The sequence below is a fragment of the Exiguobacterium sp. s59 genome (genome assembly GCF_018617475.1).
GTDB lineage: Bacteria > Bacillota > Bacilli > Exiguobacteriales > Exiguobacteriaceae > Exiguobacterium > Exiguobacterium aestuarii.
In genome coordinates this window covers 137,751-155,803 of the sequence record NZ_JACSKG010000002.1, presented here as the reverse complement: position 1 = coordinate 155,803, position 18,053 = coordinate 137,751, and the positions used below count along the sequence as shown (strand labels likewise).

The 18,053-nt window shown below is 49.8% G+C and carries 21 protein-coding genes and 2 riboswitches; of the genes, 10 read left to right on the top strand and 11 right to left on the bottom strand.

Translation table 11 applies throughout. From position 1 onward, the window contains the following. Window positions 1–38 precede the first annotated feature (38 nt). Window positions 39–347, top strand: coding sequence for a winged helix-turn-helix transcriptional regulator (locus KNO91_RS04165; RefSeq protein WP_026824988.1), 309 nt, complete (start codon window positions 39–41; stop codon window positions 345–347). A 28-nt stretch (window positions 348–375) separates the two neighbouring features. Here the strand turns inward: KNO91_RS04165 and KNO91_RS04160 are convergent, their stop codons facing one another. Continuing rightward, the gene (locus KNO91_RS04160) at window positions 376–756 is read right to left on the bottom strand and encodes a VOC family protein (RefSeq protein ID WP_214792716.1); all 381 of its coding nucleotides are present in this window, start codon (window positions 754–756) and stop codon (window positions 376–378) included. Window positions 757–831: 75 nt separating this feature from the next. Between KNO91_RS04160 and KNO91_RS04155 the strand changes: the two genes are divergently transcribed. Continuing rightward, window positions 832–1,314, top strand: coding sequence for a GNAT family N-acetyltransferase (locus tag KNO91_RS04155; protein WP_214816396.1), 483 nt, complete (start codon window positions 832–834; stop codon window positions 1,312–1,314). A 15-nt stretch (window positions 1,315–1,329) separates the two neighbouring features. On the opposite strand, the gene KNO91_RS04150 is transcribed toward KNO91_RS04155, so the two are convergent. Genes KNO91_RS04150 through mtnK form a run of 5 tightly spaced genes read right to left on the bottom strand, consistent with a single transcriptional unit; the run spans window position 1,330 to window position 6,960 of the window. Beyond that, window positions 1,330–2,331, bottom strand: a complete 1,002-nt coding sequence (locus KNO91_RS04150) for an ABC transporter permease (protein ID WP_214792710.1) — start codon at window positions 2,329–2,331, stop codon at window positions 1,330–1,332. A gap of 1 nt (window position 2,332) precedes the next feature. Further along, complete coding sequence (locus KNO91_RS04145; RefSeq protein WP_214816393.1) at window positions 2,333–3,706, bottom strand: sugar ABC transporter ATP-binding protein; 1,374 nt, start codon at window positions 3,704–3,706, stop codon at window positions 2,333–2,335. Next, the gene (locus KNO91_RS04140) at window positions 3,706–4,785 is read right to left on the bottom strand and encodes a sugar ABC transporter substrate-binding protein (RefSeq protein WP_214816390.1); all 1,080 of its coding nucleotides are present in this window, start codon (window positions 4,783–4,785) and stop codon (window positions 3,706–3,708) included. Before KNO91_RS04140 ends, KNO91_RS04145 begins: the two co-directional genes overlap by 1 nt. Beyond that, the gene (gene mtnA / locus KNO91_RS04135) at window positions 4,778–5,812 is read right to left on the bottom strand and encodes an S-methyl-5-thioribose-1-phosphate isomerase (RefSeq protein ID WP_214816387.1); all 1,035 of its coding nucleotides are present in this window, start codon (window positions 5,810–5,812) and stop codon (window positions 4,778–4,780) included. Before mtnA ends, KNO91_RS04140 begins: the two co-directional genes overlap by 8 nt. Beyond that, the gene (mtnK, locus tag KNO91_RS04130; RefSeq protein ID WP_214816384.1) at window positions 5,809–6,960 is read right to left on the bottom strand and encodes an S-methyl-5-thioribose kinase; all 1,152 of its coding nucleotides are present in this window, start codon (window positions 6,958–6,960) and stop codon (window positions 5,809–5,811) included. The genes mtnA and mtnK overlap by 4 nt, the downstream gene beginning before the upstream one ends. Window positions 6,961–7,041: 81 nt before the next feature. Continuing rightward, window positions 7,042–7,144, bottom strand: a riboswitch (SAM riboswitch). A 205-nt stretch (window positions 7,145–7,349) separates the two neighbouring features. Further along, window positions 7,350–7,451: riboswitch (SAM riboswitch) on the top strand. Between the two features lie 70 nt (window positions 7,452–7,521). Here mtnK and KNO91_RS04125 point away from each other — a divergent pair. From KNO91_RS04125 to KNO91_RS04110, 4 genes are read left to right on the top strand one after another with little or no spacing between them, the layout of a single operon-like run. Beyond that, entirely contained in the window at window positions 7,522–8,676 is a 1,155-nt protein-coding gene (locus KNO91_RS04125; RefSeq protein WP_214792695.1) for a 2,3-diketo-5-methylthiopentyl-1-phosphate enolase, read from the top strand. Beyond that, window positions 8,673–9,323 (top strand): 2-hydroxy-3-keto-5-methylthiopentenyl-1-phosphate phosphatase, encoded by a 651-nt coding sequence (locus KNO91_RS04120; RefSeq protein ID WP_214816381.1) that lies wholly within the window; start codon window positions 8,673–8,675, stop codon window positions 9,321–9,323. Before KNO91_RS04125 ends, KNO91_RS04120 begins: the two co-directional genes overlap by 4 nt. Continuing rightward, entirely contained in the window at window positions 9,320–9,937 is a 618-nt protein-coding gene (locus tag KNO91_RS04115; RefSeq protein WP_214816378.1) for a methylthioribulose 1-phosphate dehydratase, read from the top strand. The genes KNO91_RS04120 and KNO91_RS04115 overlap by 4 nt, the downstream gene beginning before the upstream one ends. A 13-nt stretch (window positions 9,938–9,950) precedes the next feature. Beyond that, the gene (locus KNO91_RS04110; protein WP_214792686.1) at window positions 9,951–10,484 is read left to right on the top strand and encodes a cupin domain-containing protein; all 534 of its coding nucleotides are present in this window, start codon (window positions 9,951–9,953) and stop codon (window positions 10,482–10,484) included. 36 nt (window positions 10,485–10,520) lie between these two features. Here the strand turns inward: KNO91_RS04110 and KNO91_RS04105 are convergent, their stop codons facing one another. After that, entirely contained in the window at window positions 10,521–11,351 is an 831-nt protein-coding gene (locus KNO91_RS04105; protein WP_214786101.1) for a TerC family protein, read from the bottom strand. A 255-nt stretch (window positions 11,352–11,606) separates the two neighbouring features. Here KNO91_RS04105 and folE2 point away from each other — a divergent pair, with 255 nt between their 5' ends. Next, window positions 11,607–12,518, top strand: a complete 912-nt coding sequence (gene folE2, locus KNO91_RS04100; protein WP_012727487.1) for a GTP cyclohydrolase FolE2 — start codon at window positions 11,607–11,609, stop codon at window positions 12,516–12,518. A 38-nt stretch (window positions 12,519–12,556) separates the two neighbouring features. Here folE2 and KNO91_RS04095 read toward each other — a convergent pair whose 3' ends face one another. From KNO91_RS04095 to pta, 3 genes are all read right to left on the bottom strand, one after another. After that, the gene (locus KNO91_RS04095) at window positions 12,557–12,721 is read right to left on the bottom strand and encodes a hypothetical protein (RefSeq protein WP_012727488.1); all 165 of its coding nucleotides are present in this window, start codon (window positions 12,719–12,721) and stop codon (window positions 12,557–12,559) included. Next, window positions 12,721–13,020 carry a rhodanese-like domain-containing protein gene (locus KNO91_RS04090; RefSeq protein ID WP_074035656.1) on the bottom strand — a complete coding sequence of 100 codons (300 nt, stop codon included), beginning with the start codon at window positions 13,018–13,020 and terminating at the stop codon, window positions 12,721–12,723. The genes KNO91_RS04095 and KNO91_RS04090 overlap by 1 nt, the downstream gene beginning before the upstream one ends. A gap of 104 nt (window positions 13,021–13,124) precedes the next feature. Beyond that, window positions 13,125–14,114 (bottom strand): phosphate acetyltransferase, encoded by a 990-nt coding sequence (gene pta, locus KNO91_RS04085; protein ID WP_214792681.1) that lies wholly within the window; start codon window positions 14,112–14,114, stop codon window positions 13,125–13,127. A 338-nt stretch (window positions 14,115–14,452) separates the two neighbouring features. Between pta and hemQ the strand changes: the two genes are divergently transcribed. Together hemQ and KNO91_RS04075 are read left to right on the top strand one after the other, a co-directional pair. After that, complete coding sequence (gene hemQ / locus KNO91_RS04080; protein ID WP_214786093.1) at window positions 14,453–15,229, top strand: hydrogen peroxide-dependent heme synthase; 777 nt, start codon at window positions 14,453–14,455, stop codon at window positions 15,227–15,229. A gap of 75 nt (window positions 15,230–15,304) precedes the next feature. Then, the gene (locus KNO91_RS04075) at window positions 15,305–15,451 is read left to right on the top strand and encodes a hypothetical protein (protein WP_012727492.1); all 147 of its coding nucleotides are present in this window, start codon (window positions 15,305–15,307) and stop codon (window positions 15,449–15,451) included. 3 nt (window positions 15,452–15,454) lie between these two features. On the opposite strand, the gene KNO91_RS04070 is transcribed toward KNO91_RS04075, so the two are convergent. Then, window positions 15,455–16,393 carry an ATP-grasp domain-containing protein gene (locus KNO91_RS04070; RefSeq protein ID WP_214792678.1) on the bottom strand — a complete coding sequence of 313 codons (939 nt, stop codon included), beginning with the start codon at window positions 16,391–16,393 and terminating at the stop codon, window positions 15,455–15,457. Window positions 16,394–16,545: 152 nt separating this feature from the next. On the opposite strand from KNO91_RS04070, the gene KNO91_RS04065 reads away from it, so the two are divergent. Further along, window positions 16,546–18,036, top strand: coding sequence for a potassium/proton antiporter (locus KNO91_RS04065; RefSeq protein ID WP_214786089.1), 1,491 nt, complete (start codon window positions 16,546–16,548; stop codon window positions 18,034–18,036). Window positions 18,037–18,053: the final 17 nt, after the last annotated feature.

Sequence of the window (18,053 nt, the reverse complement as noted above, 5' to 3'; positions counted from 1 at the left end):
ACATTGAAGTAACTACCCGAAAGTGAGGCTCCTTGAACATGACCACATCGTTCCCCGTCAACCGCGCACTTGAGATTATCGGCGGCAAATGGCGCCCCCAAGTGTACTGCACGCTTCAAGATGGACCGCTCCGTTTTTCTGATATTCAACGGGCGATTCCTGACGTCAGCCGAAAAGTGTTGACCGACCAATTGCGCGAGCTCGAGCAACTCGGCATGGTTCGCCGTGTCGACTACTCGACCGAGAAGCACCTGCACGTCGAATATTCATTGACCGAAGACGCCCTCGGACTGCAACCCGCCATGAATGCCCTTTGTTCATGGGGAGAGTGCCACGACAATCAATAATCCCGAGCCACATGGCCCGGGATTATTTTTATGAAGCAAATAAACTGATTAAATTCCCATCGGCATCGTACAGGATGGCGTAACGTTGACCCCAGAACGCATCCCATGGGGCTTTGTGTGACGCATATCCTTTTTCGAGAACCGTGTCATATAATCGATCAAGCGACTCACGGCTCTCACATAAGAAGGCGAGCTCAATCCGATGCCCGTCTGCCTGTTTCCATTCCCCGTATACCGATTCAGCCACTTCCACCGTATCAAACGCGAGACGCACGCCCCCCTCATCGATTTCCACATGTGCTTCCCCATTCATCACTTCCGGAATCTCAAACCCGAGCACCCTATAAAAATCGAGTGAGCGCTTCATATCTTTCACGACGATGCCGACCATATCCAACTTGACTGCCATCACGTTCCCTCCCTTTGTTTTCATGATACGATTTGAGTGTAGCACGACCACTTCGATCAGAGACGAGGAATTTTTATGAGCCATACGTTTCATCCACTCACACAAGAGCAAGCCGAACTGATTGCCTTCGAATGGCGCTATGAAGGCAACTATGCATTTTACAATATGGACGCCGACGAGGAAGACCTCGCCTTATTTTTAGATGCGGATGAACGGGGAGAGACGACGTTCGCCATCCTTGATGACGATGAACTGATCGGCTTCGTCACATTGCAGTTCGAATCAACGGACACCATTTCCATCGGTCTAGGGATGCGCCCTGATCTGACAGGAAACGGGAATGGCAACCGATTTCTCACATCGATTCTAGATTGGATAGAGGTGACATATAAACCTTGTACGATTCAATTGGCCGTCGCCACGTTCAACAAACGGGCCATTCGATTATACGAGTCGCTCGGTTTTATTCCACAGAAAACGTTCATGCAGGAGACGAATGGCGGGGTGTATCCCTTTCTTTCGATGACACGTGAACAGAACGAACCCCCGAACGCTTAATGTCCGGGGGGTTTGTTAGGTCAGCTGTTTCTTTTGAATATACGACAGACCGAGTGCTCCAATCAAAATCGTCCCTTTGACGATGTCTTGCGCATAATATGGAACGTCCCACATCGTCAGTCCGTTCAAGAGGATTCCAATCAAAATAGCCCCAATCAATGTCCCGATGACGTTCGGGCGCCCCGTACCAAAGACGGCATAGCCGATATAGGCTGCCGCGACGGCGTCCATCAAAAGCGGCGCCCCAGCTGAGACTTGCCCCGTCCCGATTCGCGATGCGAGAATGATGCCGCCGATTGCCGCGAACAACCCACTGAGCACGTAGGCGTACAACTTGATACGATTCACGTCAATCCCCGAGCGACGGGCCGCTTCTGCGTTCGACCCGACATAATAGAACTCTCGTCCTGTCCGTGTGTAGGTCAAAAACAGATGAGCCCCGATGAAGAACACTAGCATGAGCAGGGCGACGAACGGAATCGGACCAACCGTCCCTTGTCCAATGAAGAGGAACGATGGGATGAAGCGTCCTGGCGCCGTCCCTCCTTCGATCGGCATATTATCATAAATCGAGAACCCTTTCGTATACGTCAATTGAATCCCGTTAATGACGTACATGATGGCGAGTGTTGCCAGTAAATCTGGCAATCGAAACTTGATTGTGACGAGCGCGTTCAACAGCCCGACGAGAATTCCGAGGGCAATCGGAATGAGCAATGCGACGAGAAGCTCTTGTCGATGAAGGACGAGGCTCGCCGCTGCCCCGATTGTCGCAAGACTCGCCGTCGATCCGACCGATAAGTCGAAGCCTCCCACGATGAGCGAGAACGTGACGCCGAGGGCAAGTAACGAGACAATCGAAACCGATTTGATGATGTCACTAAAATTTGCATACGTCAGAAATTGATCGTTCGTCACGGTAAAGACCGCAATCAAACCAAGGATTGCGAGTAATGTTCCATACTGCCCGATGTGTCCGCTAATTCGTTTTCGTTCCTTGACCACCAATTGTGCCATCTTACACGCCTCCTTTCTCTACAATTTGTCCACGGTCGAGCCAAAGAATCCGATTGGCGACCCGTTCGAGTTCATGTCGCTCACTTGAGGTGAACAACACGGTCTTCCCTTGTTTCGCGAGTGCGACGACGCGCTCATACACGTCCTGTTTCGCAGCGATATCAATCCCTTTTGTCGGTTCGTCGAGCAGATAAATCTCCCGATCATCGAGTAACCATTTACTAAAAACGACCTTCTGTTGGTTTCCGCCACTCAGCTCACGGACCGGTTGTCTCACGTTCGCATAACGAACACGAAGCGATGCCAATACGTCTGAAACACCACTTGTCGTTCCTGCGACAGCAATCACATTCCGTTCAATCGACTCATCGAGAAATAATCCGTGATGACGTCTCTCCTCTGGAACGAGTGCAAATCCTGCGCGTACGGCATCTGTCGGTCGCTGGATGACGTGTGCGGCCCCGTCAACCGTGATCGATTGGCGAAGCCCAGAAAGACCGAACAATGCTTCCATCAGTTCCGTCTTCCCGCTCCCCGTCAATCCTCCAATCCCGAGCACTTCCCCGCGATATGCTTCAACAGTGAGACTCGTCTGGAACGCTGGAAGTGTCAACTGTGCGGACAAGCGAATCTCCTTCTCAGGGATCGCTTTTTCCAGACCTTCCTCAAATGTCGTCCCACTCAAAAAGGTTTGAACCGCTTCCGTGGAAAGCTGTTGAAATGGTCCTTCATATACAACGCGTCCATCCCGAAGAAACGTAGTGGTCGACGTGACACGCGTGAGTTCGTCTGACCGATGCGTGACCAACACAATCCCCACTCCTTCTGCCGCAAGCGTCCGAAGTAACTCGAGCAGGGAATCGGCATCTGTTTCCGATAAGGCCGCGGTCGGTTCATCGAGTAATAAGTACTTGGCATTGCTCTCAAGTGCCCGAGCAATCAACAGGCGCTGTTTGACACTGAGCGGAAAGTGACCTGCCGGAAGAGTGGCGTTAATGTCTAGCCCCACCCGAGACAGCACACGTTTCGCTCGCTCCTTCAAAAATTGTGGACGAACCCGCTTCACTGTCTGCCATGGAAGTACATTTTCATATACAGGCAAATCCAAATAAAGCGCATCGTCCACTTCTTGCGATACCGTGATGATTCCGTGACGAATCGCTTCTGCCGGTGTAAGTCGGACAGTTTTCCCATCAATCGACAATTCCCCAGACGTCGGTTCGACCGTTCCGTTCAGCAGTTTGATAAGTGTACTCTTACCCGCCCCGTTCAGACCGAGGAGTCCGTGGATATCTCCTGATTTCAGGCTGAACGACAGCTGATCAAGTACGATCACCTCACCGTACTGTTTCGTGATTCGTTCCAAGCGAATCATCAGTCCGTCTCCTTCATCCAGTCCGACCATGCCGCATTCGACTCACCCCAACCTGGAACATACTGTCCGAGGTCATTCATCGTGACAGGCTCATCCGGTAAGACGTCACGATCCACTAAATACGGATCAACTGAGTGAATCGAAGGTGTTTCTTCCCCGACCACTTTTTGATAAGCGTAACGGACTTGTATGCGACCAATTTCAGCAGGATCTGTAGCGGCCGTCACGCCCCACGGACTCCCATCTTCTTGCATGAGCTGTAAGTCTTCGTCACTCAAGTCAATCCCGTAAACGGCAATCTCGTCACGTCCTGCCTGCTTGATGGCACGGCTCGCTCCTTTGGCGAACTCATCCCACATCGCAAACACCGCATCAATTTCCCCTTCCGGATACTTCTTCAAAATCGCCTCCATCTGACTTTGTGTATCGAGCGCCGTATTGTTCGTCGCCGAACCAAATTTCGCAACTTCTTGTATGCCCGGGTAACGTTTCAAGAACGCGTCATAAATCGTATGACGACGTTCCATCGGGGTGAACCCACCGACCCAAATCGTGACGATGTTCCCTTCGCCGTCCAAATCTTCAGCAAGTGCTTTAAGGGAGCGCCAAGCGAGGGAATAATCATCTTGGTCGATGACCGTCACCCCTTCATTCGTTAAATCATTATCGAATGCGACGACTTTGATGCCTTTATCGAGTGCACGCTGAACGGGTTCTTTCAAAGCATCGGCACGTCCGTGGTCAATCAAGATCACATCGACCCCTTGCGTCGTCGCCGTATCGACGTAACTTGCCATCTTCGACAAATCATTATCAGCGTTATACACTTTCACGTTGCCACCGAATGCTTCGACTTGCTCGGTCACCCCTTCGATATACTGCGAAGAGAACGTCCCAATCGACATCTGCATGACGAGGGCGACTTCTAGGTCTTTTGGAAGCGTCCCGTTAGATACGCTGACCGGTTTCGTTTTCGTTTCCGTTTGACTCGCTGTCGTCTTCGGTTGCGCCTGTTCATTCGTGCATCCGGCGAGCGCCAGGATGACGGTCAACAGGAAGAAGATGAGTTTTTTAGACATATGCGTTTCCTCCTACGTGTTGTACAATGACCGACTCGGTCGGTTCGAGCACACCTGTCTCCGTGATGAGACCAGTGATGAGTTCTGGTGGGGTCACATCAAACGCCGGGTTGAAGACTGTGATGCCGACGAGTGCCGTCGGATGTCCCCCGATATGGGTCACTTCATGCGCGTCCCGTTCCTCGATTTGAATCGTGTCATCTGCCTCTAAATCGAACGTCGAATGCGGGGCGGCGACATAGAACGGGATGCCGTAGTGTTTCGCCAAAATTGCGAGCTGGAGTGTCCCGATTTTATTGGCTGTATGACCGGTACGTGTGATGCGGTCCGCCCCGACGATGATGGCATCGACTTGTTTCGTCTGAATCGTCCACGCCGCCATATTGTCGGTGATCAACGTGACATCGATGTCTGCCCGGTCGAGTTCCCATACGGTCAACCGTGCCCCTTGAAGCAGTGGACGGGTTTCCGATGCGAACACCCGAAACGGGATGCCACGCTCTTTTCCGACATAGAATGGGGCAAGCGCAGTACCATAACGTGACGTCGCAATGGCACCGGCGTTACAAATCGTCAATACATTGCCACCGGCGGGTAACACGGTGAGCGCATGCTCACCAATCGTGCGATACGTCGCCACGTCTTGTTCATAAATTTCAATCGCACGCTCTTTAATTGCTTTTGCGATCTGTTCAAAGTCCTCCCCTACGTTCAATCGTAGGAGTGATTCGATGACGTGCTGTAAGTTGACCGCCGTCGGTCTGGTCGCAATCAATCGTTGCCCGACTTGGTCCAATTGGCGGTGAAAATATGGATTATCTTGCAGACGTGATGCTTCTTTTGCGAGGACGAACGCCCCGAAATAGGCGATGGCCGGTGCTCCTCGAACTTGAAGCGACTTGATCGCATGTTCGGCCTGTTCGAGCGTCAACACTTCAATATAGCGCTCTTCTTGCGGCAACTGTGTCTGATCTAAAATCGTCAAGATTTCAGTGTCGGCATCGAAATGAATACTTTGCACACTCATACTCGCACCTCCGACAGGACTGGAATCAACTGGTCAATCGATTGAATCTGATGGCGCTGTTTGATGAGGCGCGTGCCGAGTTCTAAGGAGTGGCGTTTCCGTTCGATGCGAAGGTCGTCTGGTAGTGTTTCTAAGTCAGCGACCCCAGCAAGACCAATCGTTCGACGAATCAGTTCACAGCCTGCGTAACCAATCGCATCACTCAAAATCGACGGCAACAGTTCGTCCACGAATCCTACTGTGTTGAACGGTTCGACCGCCTGTGTGAAGCGTGTGCGGAACGTTTTTTCAAACGTCTCCCAGACGGTGAGCACTTCTGTGAAGCGTTCGAACCGTTTCAACGGATGCGCATACGTCGAGAACACTAAATGAGCAATGATTTGACCGATATCAAAGCCGAACGGACCATAAAACGCAAACTCAGGATCGATGATTTTCGTTTCTTGACGCGTCGCAAAAATACTTCCTGTATGTAAATCTCCATGTAATAACGCTTCATGTTTCGTCACGAACCCGACCTTCAATTTGGCCACTTCAATCTTCAGGGCGAGATCTGACCATAATTTTTCAACATCTGTACGAATGGCAGATTCAATCTGATTCGATTCTGCATCGCGATACGGGTCGGTAAAGATGAGTTTCTCCGTGATATCGCACAGTTCTGGATTATAATACTCCTTTTCGATTTGTTTCTTGACGAGTGGACCGTTCGCATAGTCAGACGTCGCAAACAACGTTTCACCGAGGAATGTACCGACGTGACGCGCTAAATTCGGATAGCTCTCGCCTTTTAGAAAGCCGGTGCGGACAATCTCAAAAGCTGATAAATCTTCCAAAATCGTATAAGCGAGTTCACGGTCGCTCCCGAGGACACCCGGTACGAACTGTGGAACGACTTTGTAAAACTCACGAAGGGCCAGCTGTTCAATCCAAGACCGATCAAGCGTGAGCGGCCAGCTCTCTCCAACGACTTTTGCGTATGGTAACGCCTGTTTCACAATCAATGACGTATCGCCTTGGCGAACGCGAAAGACGAGATTTAAATTTCCATCTCCGATTTCCTCACATTCTGCGATCCCCTCTTCTAGTAACCCCAACTGTCGAACATGGTCGACGACACTCTGTTCTGTAAACGCCTTATAAGCCATGATGCTTTCCCCTTTCCTGTGCATATACATGAAAAAAGCCCCTTTCTCCGCGAGAAAGAGGCACACCCAAATTGGTTGTTCCTCTCATCTTTCAGACATATGTCTGGTGGATGTAGCACCGTGCCAAATGGTCGGTTGCTGCGGCGTCTTAGGGCCAATTCCCTCTGCCAACTCGCGATAAGAGTAAATGATTTAATTGTGTTTGACGTGTTGAGACGAATATTACGGACTCGAGACGCTAGTTGTCAATCCTCTATTTTCGGTCGACTCCCTATTTTTGACACGCATATATAGAAACATTATTTTCAAACTTTTTTTCTCAAAAAAAGGAATTGACGAGTGAGCGATTCTATGTAAAAATTCAATTAAATTTCACAACTTCACAACTATTCTTATCAAGAGCAGACGGAGGGACAAGCCCGATGATGTCGCAGCAACCGACCAGAAATGGCACGGTGCTAATTCTTGCAGCTATCGCTGAGAGATAAGAGTTCATTGTTTTCGAATGACCTCTTGCCTTGGCATGAGGTCATTTTTTGTTTGACCTGAAAGGAGGAACTTATGGGAATTATCGCTACTTATGAAATCAAACATACCGATCACGTCGAACGCGTGGCTGAAAAAATCGCACATGAGCTGACCGTCGGCACGTGGACCGAGTTGAACCACATCGAGCAACATCAACTGCAGGCGTTCCGTGGTGAGGTCATCGAGACGTCCCAACAAGAAACGACGAGTCGCTTCTCTATTCGTTACCCGCTACATAATGTGACGCCAGACTTCTCGTCCATTCTGACGACGACGTTTGGAAAACTATCACTCGACCCAAGCGTCCAACTGATTGACCTATCACTCCCGGAAGAGCTCGCATCAGACTTCCCTGGTGCCACATTCGGTGTCGAAGGTGTTCGCGACATCCTTCGTGTACACGACCGACCGCTCGCCATGAGTATCTTCAAAGGTGTTATCGGACGGGACCTCGACTTTTTGGCGACACAGCTCCGTGACCAATTCAACGGCGGAATCGACCTCGTCAAGGACGATGAGATTTTATATGACAATCCACTTACCCCGTCGCTCGAACGGGCACGGGTCGGGGCATCGATCATTCAAGAACATCAAGAATTGACGGGTCGCTCCGTTCTATACGCCGTGACATTGAGTGGACCCGTCTTCACGTTACGCGAACAGGCGAAGCAATTGATTGAGGCTGGCGCGACCGCGCTCTTGTTTAACGTGTATACGTATGGGCTCGATGCCTTGCGAGAACTCGCCAAAGACTCTGAGATTCACGTTCCGATTTTGGCACATCCCGCTTTTGCGGGGGCGTTGACTGGATCAGTCCGCCATTCCCTCCTTTTCGGGAAACTGATTCGACTCGCCGGGGCGGACTTGACGCTCTTCCCGTCGCCGTATGGTTCGCTGTCGACACCGAAAGACGAAGCGCAACAGATTCAGACGTATGCGACAGAACCCCATTGGACGAAACCGATTCTGACGGTCCCATCTGCCGGGATTCATCCTGGACTCGTCCCGGACTTGGTTCGAGACTTCGGAACGGATGTCGTCATCAATGCCGGCGGCGGGATTCATGGGCATCCAGACGGTGCGGTCGCTGGAGCGAAGGCGTTCCGACAGGCGATTGACCAGACGCTTGGCAAGACGAACGATACCGATGCACTATCGACCGCGTTGGATGCGTGGGGTGCACGATGAGCACGCATGTCATCTGTGACTTCGACGGGACGATCACCGAAGAAGATAACATCATCGCGTTGATGCGACAGTTCGCACCTCCTGATTGGGTCGAGCTCAAAGATGCCGTCTTGAACCAGACGCTCTCCATCCGAGAAGGTGTCGGTCAGATGTTCGGCTTACTTCCGAGTGACCAGGAAGTACGATACCGTGAGTTTCTTCTTTCGACCATCACGCTTCGGCCAGGGTTCATCGAGTTTTTACAAGAGACGCAGTCACATGGCTTCCGATTTGATGTCGTCAGTGGCGGTATGGACTTTTTCGTCCATCCGATTCTAGAAGGTCATGTCGTACCTGAACACATTTACTGCAATCACGTTGACTTTTCAGGAGAGACGGCACGCGTCACATGGCCTCATTCATGCGATGCCTATTGCTCGAACGATTGTGGATGTTGCAAGCCGACGATTGCCCGACAGATCGTCTCACCTACCGACACGTTGATTGTCATCGGCGACTCGGTCACCGATTTTGAAATCGCTAAACGGGCCGATGTCGTGTATGCGCGTGGTCAATTGATCTCTCTTTGTGAGACGGAAGGAATCCAACATATTCCGTTTGAGACATTCCACGATATTTCAGCTCATTTGAAAGGAGTGCGTGTATGACGATACAAGAACGATGGGTAGAACTTGCCGACATTAAAGACGAGCTTGCCGCACGGGACTGGTTCCCCGGAACAAGTGGCAACCTGGCAATCCGCGTATCGGACGACCCGTTGACGTTCCTCGTGACGGCAAGCGGTCGTGATAAACGAAAGCGCACGGAGAAAGACTTCGTGCTCGTCGACGCGAAAGGTCAATTGATTGGAGAACAGTCAGGCAAACCGTCCGCGGAGACATTGCTGCACATCGAAATCTTTAGCAACACGAACGCAACCTGTTCTCTTCATGTGCATACGGTCGACAATAACGTCATCTCAGAACTTTACGCAGCGAAAGGATATGTCACGTTCACGGGCCAAGAAATCATCAAGGCACTCGGCTATTGGGAGGAAACGGCCAGTGTTCGGATCCCGATTATCGAGAATCACGCGGATATCCCGACACTCGCCCATGCATTTGCCCCACATGTCACAAGCGATGCCGGTGCCGTCCTCATTCGGAACCACGGGATCACCGTTTGGGGAGAGACGCCCGCTGCGGCAAAACGTTATTTAGAGGCATATGAATTTTTGTTTAGCTATTCATTAAAATTACGCGCCCTAGGCGTCCATTCATAAGGAGGAATTCAACATGGCAACGATTTATTTTCAACAAACCGAAGAACGTGTCAGTGATCAACAAGAGGTACGTGACTTTTTAGAATCACGAGGCATCCTTTACGAAGCATGGGACATCGCGAAATTACCGGCTTCCCTTCAAGAAAACTATCAACTAACAGACGAAGACAAAGCCGTCATTTTATCGACGTTCCAAGACGAGATTCAAGACGTATCGACGCGACGTGGTTATCAAACGGCTGACGTCATCTCCTTGTCCGATGCGACGCCTAACTTAGACGAACTGCTCGTCAACTTCCAAAAAGAACATCACCATACGGACGACGAGGTTCGTTTCATCGTCAGTGGTCACGGCATTTTTGCCATCGACGACGCAGAGCGCGGATACTTCAATATCGAGCTCAATCCGGGTGACCTCATCTCGGTGCCTGTCAACACACGTCATTACTTCACGTTGCAAGAAGACCGCCAAGTCGTCGCCGTTCGCATTTTCGTGACGACTGAGGGCTGGGTGCCGATTTACGAAAAAGAAAACGTGAATGCATAAGAAAAGGTCTCTCGCTTAAAAACGAGAGACCATTTTTTAATGTTTGACCGCTGTCGGTTTCGATGAGAACCAGCCCCATGTCGCAATCCCGACCATGACCGACCAGAAGAAGATCGTCCAAGCCGTCGAGTGAACAAATCCGTCTGGGAGTCCCATGAATTCGAACGGTGTACCGGCAATCAATTCTTTGAATCCCGGATGTTCGAGTACGAGAACTGTCAACTTGACCCCGACCCAACCGACGATGATGAAAGCAGCCGTTTCAAGTGTCGGACGTTGATGAAGCAACTTGACGAAAATACGTGCCGCAAATCGCATTAAGACGACCCCGATGAGACCACCTGTCAAGACGACGAAGAACTGACCTGAGTCAATCCCACCGATTTCACCGAGACCGAGTGGCGGCAAGCTGACCGCAAGCGCGACCGCTGCCAAAATCGAATCGACCGCAAAGGCGATATCCGCAAACTCGACTTTCGCGACAGTGAGCCAAAACTCTTTCTTCGATACCGGCTTTTCTGTGACAGCCGTCTCTTCTTTCGCTTCGGCCGCCAACTCCTGTTGCGGCTCCACCTTTCTCGCCTTATAGGTCATATACAGGTGTCGCGCACTCATCCCGATTAAGTAAAGTGCACCGAGTGCCTGTACTTGCCATACGTTGATCAAGAATGAGATTAAGAACAATGCGATAAATCGGAAGACGAACGCCCCTAAGAGTCCGTAGAACAATGCCTTCTTCTGCTCCGTACGCGGCAAATGTTTGACCATGACGGCCAAAACGAGCGCGTTGTCTGCAGATAACAAGCCTTCTAAACCGACGAGTACGACGACGATCCAGGCATACTGCAGGACTAACTGCCAATCCATAAAAACATCTCCTTTTTTCTTTCAATTCCTTCATATTTAATAGTGATCTATTTTTTAAGTTCACAGGACCATTTTATTCCCGTTCATAACGTAAATCAATCCTCTTTCTTCAATATCTGAAGGATTTTTTTCCGATTGCATATTGAAAACATGTTATGAGAGCAAAATCATACCCGTTCAGCCATCATTTCGTGATAAAATCCTAACAAGAACGAGTGGTCATTTGAACCGCTCTAAAAAAAGGAGAATCCGATTATGTCTACAAGCCATGTCGCTTTACCTACAAAAGCAGAACGACATAAATTGTTCGGGTCGGTCCCACCGATTAAAGGAACAAAACCGACCGAGAAAGAACAGATGGTCGATTTACAAAATACACCGAAAAACTTCTTATTCGCCCTCGACAGTGTCGGCATCTCAAATGTGAAGCACCCGGTGAACGTCGAGACGCCAGAAGGGGTCCAATCTACGGTCGCTACATTCGAATTGACAACATCGCTCGTTCAAGACCGTAAAGGAATCAACATGTCTCGTTTGACGGAACAGCTCGACGCGTACCATCAACAAGGATGGACGGTATCGAACCGTTCGTTGATCGAGTTCGCACAGGAACTTGCCGAGCGTATGGAACAAACGGAAGGGCAATTGACAATCCGTTACCCATGGTTCTTCACACGTAAAGCACCTGCGACAGGTCTTAGCGGTTTGATGAACGCAGACGTCATGCACCGTGTGACGTACAACCTTGAAACGGGCGTCGCAAACGTGACAGTCGGTCTCGTTATCAACGTCACGACGCTTTGCCCATGTTCAAAAGAAATCAGTGAGTATAGCGCTCATAACCAACGTGGTTACATCACGATCGAAGCCGGTCTTGATGAGACGTCGATGGACGGATTCGACTGGCGTGCAGCCCTTCTCGATGCGGCAGAGTCGAACGCCTCTGCACCACTTCACCCGGTCCTCAAACGTCCGGATGAAAAACGTGCGACTGAAATCGCATACGAAAACCCACGTTTCGTCGAGGACATGGTCCGCTTGATTGCGGCTGACTTGTACGAGATGAAACAAGTCGTGAACTTCTTCGTCGAATGCCGTAACGAAGAGTCGATTCACCAACATGATGCCATCGCATCAATCACTTTTGATAAGCGCCAAGACGCATAAAAAATGCGGAACCTTCTTTAATAGAGGTTCCGCATTTTTTATAGACTGGTTACGAGTTCAATCGTCAACAAGATGATGATGAGCATCACCCAGACTGCCCAGACGAGTCGCCACTTCTCCCAGTCAAATCGCTTCATCACCGCATAGACAGTAAGGTAAAGCGCGATGAGAAGGGGTACGACGACCCAAGGATTTTCTAACATCACGCTTCGATGTCGCCATCCCAAGCGAGCATCCCGCCGTCGACGTTGACGACTTTGTAGCCTTGTGACTCTAAGTAATCACACGCTGTTTGACTCCGTCCACCTGAACGACAAATGACGTGATAGACGTTATCTTGCGCCAATTTTTCTGTCACATGTGGGAATTCAGATAGTGGATAGAGCGGTACGTTCGGGATATGCCCTGCATCATATTCATCTTGTTCGCGCACATCGATGATATGGAGAGACTCCCCGTTCTCTAACTTTTCTCGTAATTCCGTCGCATGAATGCTTTGCATACATAGCTCCCCTTTCAATAATGGATTCCTCTTATAGTTTACCTCAGCTACTATTCAAAAAAACACAAAAAAAGCACCCTTCTAAGAAGAAGGATGCCAAAAACTTACGCTTCGTTGCGCTCGTCGATTGCTTGTGCTGCTGTGATGAGTGTCAATTTGTAGACGTCCTCTTCGTTACAGCCACGTGATAAGTCGTTCACTGGTTTGTTGAGACCTTGAAGGATTGGACCGATCGCTTCGAATCCACCGAAACGTTGAACCATCTTGTAACCGATATTTCCTGCTTCAAGACTTGGGAAGACGAATACGTTCGCATTACCAGCCACATCAGAACCTGGTGCTTTCTTCGCCGCTACGCTAGGGACGAATGCCGCATCAAATTGAAGTTCTCCGTCGATTGGAAGGTTCGGTGATTTTTCTTTCGCAAGGCGTGTCGCTTCCACGACTTTCTCTGTTTCAGGTGACTTCGCAGAACCTTTCGTTGAGAAGCTAAGAAGCGCGACTTGTGGGTCGATGCCGAACGTCTTCGCTGTCGATGCCGACAAGAACGCGTTCTCTGCTAAATCCGCTGCGTCCGGTGCGATGTTGATTGCACAGTCTGAGAAGACGTACTGCTCATCGTCACGTACCATGATGAACACACCTGACGTCTTTTTAATGCCTGGTTGCATTTTGATGATTTGAAGTGCCGGACGTACCGTATCAGCCGTCGCGTGCATCGCGCCTGAGACAAGACCTTCTGCTTTTCCTGTATGAACGAGCATCGTTCCGAAGTAGTTCACATCCGATGTGAGGAGCTCACGAGCTTGTTCAGCCGTCGCTTTCCCTTTACGACGCTCGACAAATGATTCGACGAGGACATCGATGTCTTCGTATGTCGCTGGGTCGTATTGTGTCAAACCTGAGATGTCGAAACCGTGCTTCGTAGCAACCGCTTCGATGTCTGTTTTTGCACCGACGACGATCGGCTCAACCATACCGTCCGCTTTCAAACGAACAGCGGCTCCAAGAACACGCTCATCGACGCCTTCTGGGAAGACGATGGTCGGACGAACCGGGCTGACTTTTTGCTTCAACGTTTCAAATAATTTCATAACGAATGAACCCCTTTTTCTCAATTTACAGCATGACGACGAATGGTCTTGCCGTTGACTTGTGTCTTTACGCGATTTCAATTATACACAGTACCCTTTTTAAAATAAACTATTCTGCCCATTTCGCCATAAATCGCTTAGAATCAATCATTATATGAATAGAACAGTTTTAACAAATCGACTGATACAGCCATTTTTGTAGCCGTTTTCATCCCGGTACCTTCTGTTCTTTACCCCTCGTGAATCGTGATAACCCTCACAGTGTCTCAAATTTGCCAGTCAGTGAAGCGTGTATGGTAAAATAGACGGCGAAGCCAAGTCCCGAAAGGAGTTTTTTTATGTCAGAACGTCCAATACCTACAACAGATACACAACATGCCGCCGCCACGTTAGACGGTTGGTATTCACTTCATGATTTCCGTACGATCGATTGGGCTCGTTTGAAGCTCGTCGATGCTGAGAAACGTCAACAGATGATTGACGAGTTCACTGCGTTCCTCGCTTCACTCGAAGAAGTCGAAGTGAACGGTGAGGGAAGCCACGCTTTCTACTCGATTCTCGGTCAAAAGGCAGACCTCGTCTTGATGGTGCTTCGCCCGACATTCAACGAACTTGAAGATGTCGAGCGCGCATTCCGCAAAACGGCACTATATGACTATATGATTCCGTCGTATTCATACGTATCGGTCATCGAGCTCGGTATGTATCGCGGGTCTGGAGATGGGGACCCGTATCAAAATCCTCATATCCGCTCACGTCTCTATCCGACACTTCCAAAAACGGCACACATTTGTTTCTATCCGATGAGCAAGGCTCGTCGTGACGGAGACAACTGGTACATGTTGTCGATGGATGAGCGCAAAGACCTCATGTATCGCCATAGCATGATCGGCCGTAGCTATGCCGGTAAGATTCAACAGTTCATCGGTGGGTCGACTGGATTCGACGCATGGGAATGGGGCGTCACGCTCTTCGCTGAAGATTCACTTCAGTTCAAGAAAATTGTCTATGAGATGCGTTTCGACGAAGTGAGTGCGAAATATGGTGAGTTCGGTGACTTCTACGTCGGAAATATCTTACCGAAAGAAAATTTGAGCACATTCTTTAGCGTGTAAAAGGTTTACGTGTATAGCACCTCGGGAATTAAGGATGATGTAAGCAAGTAATCCTGATCAACGAGGTGAACAACGATGCGCGTGTTCAAAGAAACCGATCGAGACACTGCGGAACGTTTAGATTCGTTCATCGAACGAATGGCACCGACAGCAGAATTAGTCCAACATCGATTTGAAGAGCAACTCAAACATACACAGCAAAAGGGTCAGGCGAGCGCCTGACCCTTATTTTGTCGTGATGACGTGAAGTGCGTCCCCTAAAAAAGTTGCCAATTCAAGCATCCCGAAACGCCCCGCTTTTGCTTCGGCATCGGAATTATAGTTTGTGTTCGTATTGACGTCATAGGCGTAGACGTTGCCATCTTGGTCTCGAATGATCTCGATCCCGGCGATATCAATCGCATTCGCTTTCAGGAACTGCTCGAGCTGTGGAATGATCGGGTCATTGAATCCTTCGACGATTTCGAACTTCGCAGGCGGCGTCTCTCCGACCGGACAGAACTGATCTTCAATCGAGCACGCATCTGCCGGGCAGAGCTCGAAGCCTTCCGACGTATCGACACGAACCGCATATAAGAACTTCCCACCGATGAATTCACAGCGAGTGATATATGGTTCCGGGGCTTCGATATATTGTTGGATGAGGGTGATGCCGTCAACCGAGTCCTCGAACGAGGGACCATATACATATTCTTTCAGTCCTTCGATCGTATGGAACAACTGGACGCCAAGCCCTTTCCCGGCACGGTTGTGTTTCGTGATGAACGGTGTCATCCCAAGCTTTTCGGCCGCCTCGATGATTTGGTCCTTACCGACTGCCGCAATCGTCTTCGGTACGCGGATCCCTTCGCGGCGAAGCGCCGTGTATTGATTGACTTTGCTCACTTCTAGGCGGATGGCACGTGTGCCGTTGAACACGGTCCGATCGTTCGCCTCTAACCAAGCGAGGACACCTTCCGTTAACTCGGGTGCGTACCGATGTCCACGTGTATGCGAAGAGGCACTCATGCGATTATAGAAGACACCTTCCGGGGGCGTTGCTTCGAGATCAATCGTCCCTTGGTCCAAGTGCCATAATTCATAAGGTAACTGTAGTTCTTCTAAGCGATGGACAAGGTGGTTCGTCCATTCTTCGTTTTCATGAATGACGTGAATTTTAGACATCATCATCCCTCCTTATCGTTGCTTTCACTTTATCACATTTATAACTGACAATTCCAATGTGTATGGTTTGTCTAATCGCCAATTCTGAAATATCAGACGATTTCATGGTACAATGAACCTAAGAGTATTGTTTTTGAAAGGATGTGTTGTGCTTGCCCGTACCTGTTCTAAGTACTGATGTACTCATTTTACTCTTCGGATTACTACTCGTGTCCGGTGTCATGGCGACGCGAATCTCCACTCGATTCGGCTTGCCCGCCTTGATTTTATTTATGGGAATCGGCATGATCATGGGAAGTGATATCACCGGTCTCATCTTCTTCGACGATTCGAATCTGGCGCAGTTGATCGGAGTCGCCGCCTTAATCGTCATTTTGTTTGAAGGGGGTCTTCAGACGAAATGGTCGTCGATGCGGAACGTCCTCGTTCCAGCCGCCTCACTCGCTACGTTTGGTGTGTTGATCACGACAAGCGTTGTTGCTGTGGCCGTTCGTTTCGTATTTGGTTTCGATTGGATTGAATCTTTCTTGTTCGGTGCGATTATCGGTTCGACCGACGCGGCGGCCGTCTTTGCCGCATTTAAAGGAAAGAATATCTCACCGAAAGTCGGTGCGACACTCGAAGCCGAGTCCGGCACGAACGACCCGATGGCGATGTTTTTAACGATTCTTGCCCTCGATTTCATGATGAAGCCAGATACGACTATCTGGGATGGCATCTGGATGTTTGTCCTTCAAATCGTGGTCGGGGCTCTCATCGGTTTCATCCTCGGTCAACTGTCCCGCCTCATGTTGAATCACCTAAGATTAGAGTCGAGCGGTCTTCATGCCGTGCTCATGATTTCGATGGCATTTCTCACATATGGTGTCACCGCATACTTATTAGGAAGCGGTCTGCTCGCGGTCTATATCGCTGCGATGATTGTCGGAAATGCGGACACGGCGCATGAAGTGACGATCGTCCAATTCTCAGAAGCGCTCGCATGGATCATGCAGATCATCATGTTCGTCATCCTTGGGTTACTCGTCTTCCCTCGTCAACTCATCGAACCGGACTTGATTTGGAAAGGACTGCTCATTTCATTCGTCCTCATGTTCTTGGCTCGTCCGATCGCCGTCTATTTATCGACGCTCGGGATGGCATTCACGAGAAAAGAGAAGCTGTTTATCTCATGGGCCGGCCTAAAGGGAGCTGTTCCAATCGTCTTAGCTACATTCCCGTTAATTGCTGGTATTGAGGACAGTCAACTCTTATTCAATGCCGTCTTCTTCGTCGTCGTGACGAGCGCTTTGATTCAAGGGACGACATTGACACCGCTTGCCGAGAAATTGGGATTACTCGGTCCGGATAAAATCCGTTCCCCATATACCATTGCCCTCGTCTCGAGCAAACAGTCCCAACATAAACTCGTTCCTTACGTCGTCACGGAGAGTTCCTCGATGATTGGCAAGACGCTCGCGGATATCACGCTCCCACCGAACACCGTCGTGAACGCCATCGTCCGAAACGAATATTTGATTCCACCAAATGGACAAACATCCATCGAGGAAGGCGACCTTTTATATGTACTCGCCTCGATGTATCGTCATGATCAACTCGACCAGAAATTTGGTGAAGACGGTCTCGACCGAGTGGAATTGTAGGCAAAAAAATCAGCGCT

Bases quoted from the DNA above. Each gene is read 5' to 3' on its own strand.
- KNO91_RS04140 (WP_214816390.1), bottom strand. From the start codon at position 4,785: ATGTCTAAAAAACTCATCTTCTTCCTGTTGACCGTCATCCTGGCGCTC.
- KNO91_RS04110 (WP_214792686.1), top strand. From the start codon at position 9,951: ATGGCAACGATTTATTTTCAACAAACCGAAGAACGTGTCAGTGATCAA.
- KNO91_RS04150 (WP_214792710.1), bottom strand. From the start codon at position 2,331: ATGGCACAATTGGTGGTCAAGGAACGAAAACGAATTAGCGGACACATC.
- mtnA (WP_214816387.1), bottom strand. From the start codon at position 5,812: ATGAGTGTGCAAAGTATTCATTTCGATGCCGACACTGAAATCTTGACG.
- folE2 (WP_012727487.1), top strand. From the start codon at position 11,607: ATGTCTACAAGCCATGTCGCTTTACCTACAAAAGCAGAACGACATAAA.
- mtnK (WP_214816384.1), bottom strand. From the start codon at position 6,960: ATGGCTTATAAGGCGTTTACAGAACAGAGTGTCGTCGACCATGTTCGA.
- KNO91_RS04070 (WP_214792678.1), bottom strand. From the start codon at position 16,393: ATGTCTAAAATTCACGTCATTCATGAAAACGAAGAATGGACGAACCAC.
- KNO91_RS04095 (WP_012727488.1), bottom strand. From the start codon at position 12,721: ATGTTAGAAAATCCTTGGGTCGTCGTACCCCTTCTCATCGCGCTTTAC.
- KNO91_RS04165 (WP_026824988.1), top strand. From the start codon at position 39: ATGACCACATCGTTCCCCGTCAACCGCGCACTTGAGATTATCGGCGGC.
- KNO91_RS04125 (WP_214792695.1), top strand. From the start codon at position 7,522: ATGGGAATTATCGCTACTTATGAAATCAAACATACCGATCACGTCGAA.
- KNO91_RS04120 (WP_214816381.1), top strand. From the start codon at position 8,673: ATGAGCACGCATGTCATCTGTGACTTCGACGGGACGATCACCGAAGAA.
- KNO91_RS04145 (WP_214816393.1), bottom strand. From the start codon at position 3,706: ATGATTCGCTTGGAACGAATCACGAAACAGTACGGTGAGGTGATCGTA.
- pta (WP_214792681.1), bottom strand. From the start codon at position 14,114: ATGAAATTATTTGAAACGTTGAAGCAAAAAGTCAGCCCGGTTCGTCCG.
- KNO91_RS04160 (WP_214792716.1), bottom strand. From the start codon at position 756: ATGGCAGTCAAGTTGGATATGGTCGGCATCGTCGTGAAAGATATGAAG.
- KNO91_RS04105 (WP_214786101.1), bottom strand. From the start codon at position 11,351: ATGGATTGGCAGTTAGTCCTGCAGTATGCCTGGATCGTCGTCGTACTC.
- KNO91_RS04115 (WP_214816378.1), top strand. From the start codon at position 9,320: ATGACGATACAAGAACGATGGGTAGAACTTGCCGACATTAAAGACGAG.
- KNO91_RS04090 (WP_074035656.1), bottom strand. From the start codon at position 13,020: ATGCAAAGCATTCATGCGACGGAATTACGAGAAAAGTTAGAGAACGGG.
- KNO91_RS04155 (WP_214816396.1), top strand. From the start codon at position 832: ATGAGCCATACGTTTCATCCACTCACACAAGAGCAAGCCGAACTGATT.
- hemQ (WP_214786093.1), top strand. From the start codon at position 14,453: ATGTCAGAACGTCCAATACCTACAACAGATACACAACATGCCGCCGCC.
- KNO91_RS04075 (WP_012727492.1), top strand. From the start codon at position 15,305: ATGCGCGTGTTCAAAGAAACCGATCGAGACACTGCGGAACGTTTAGAT.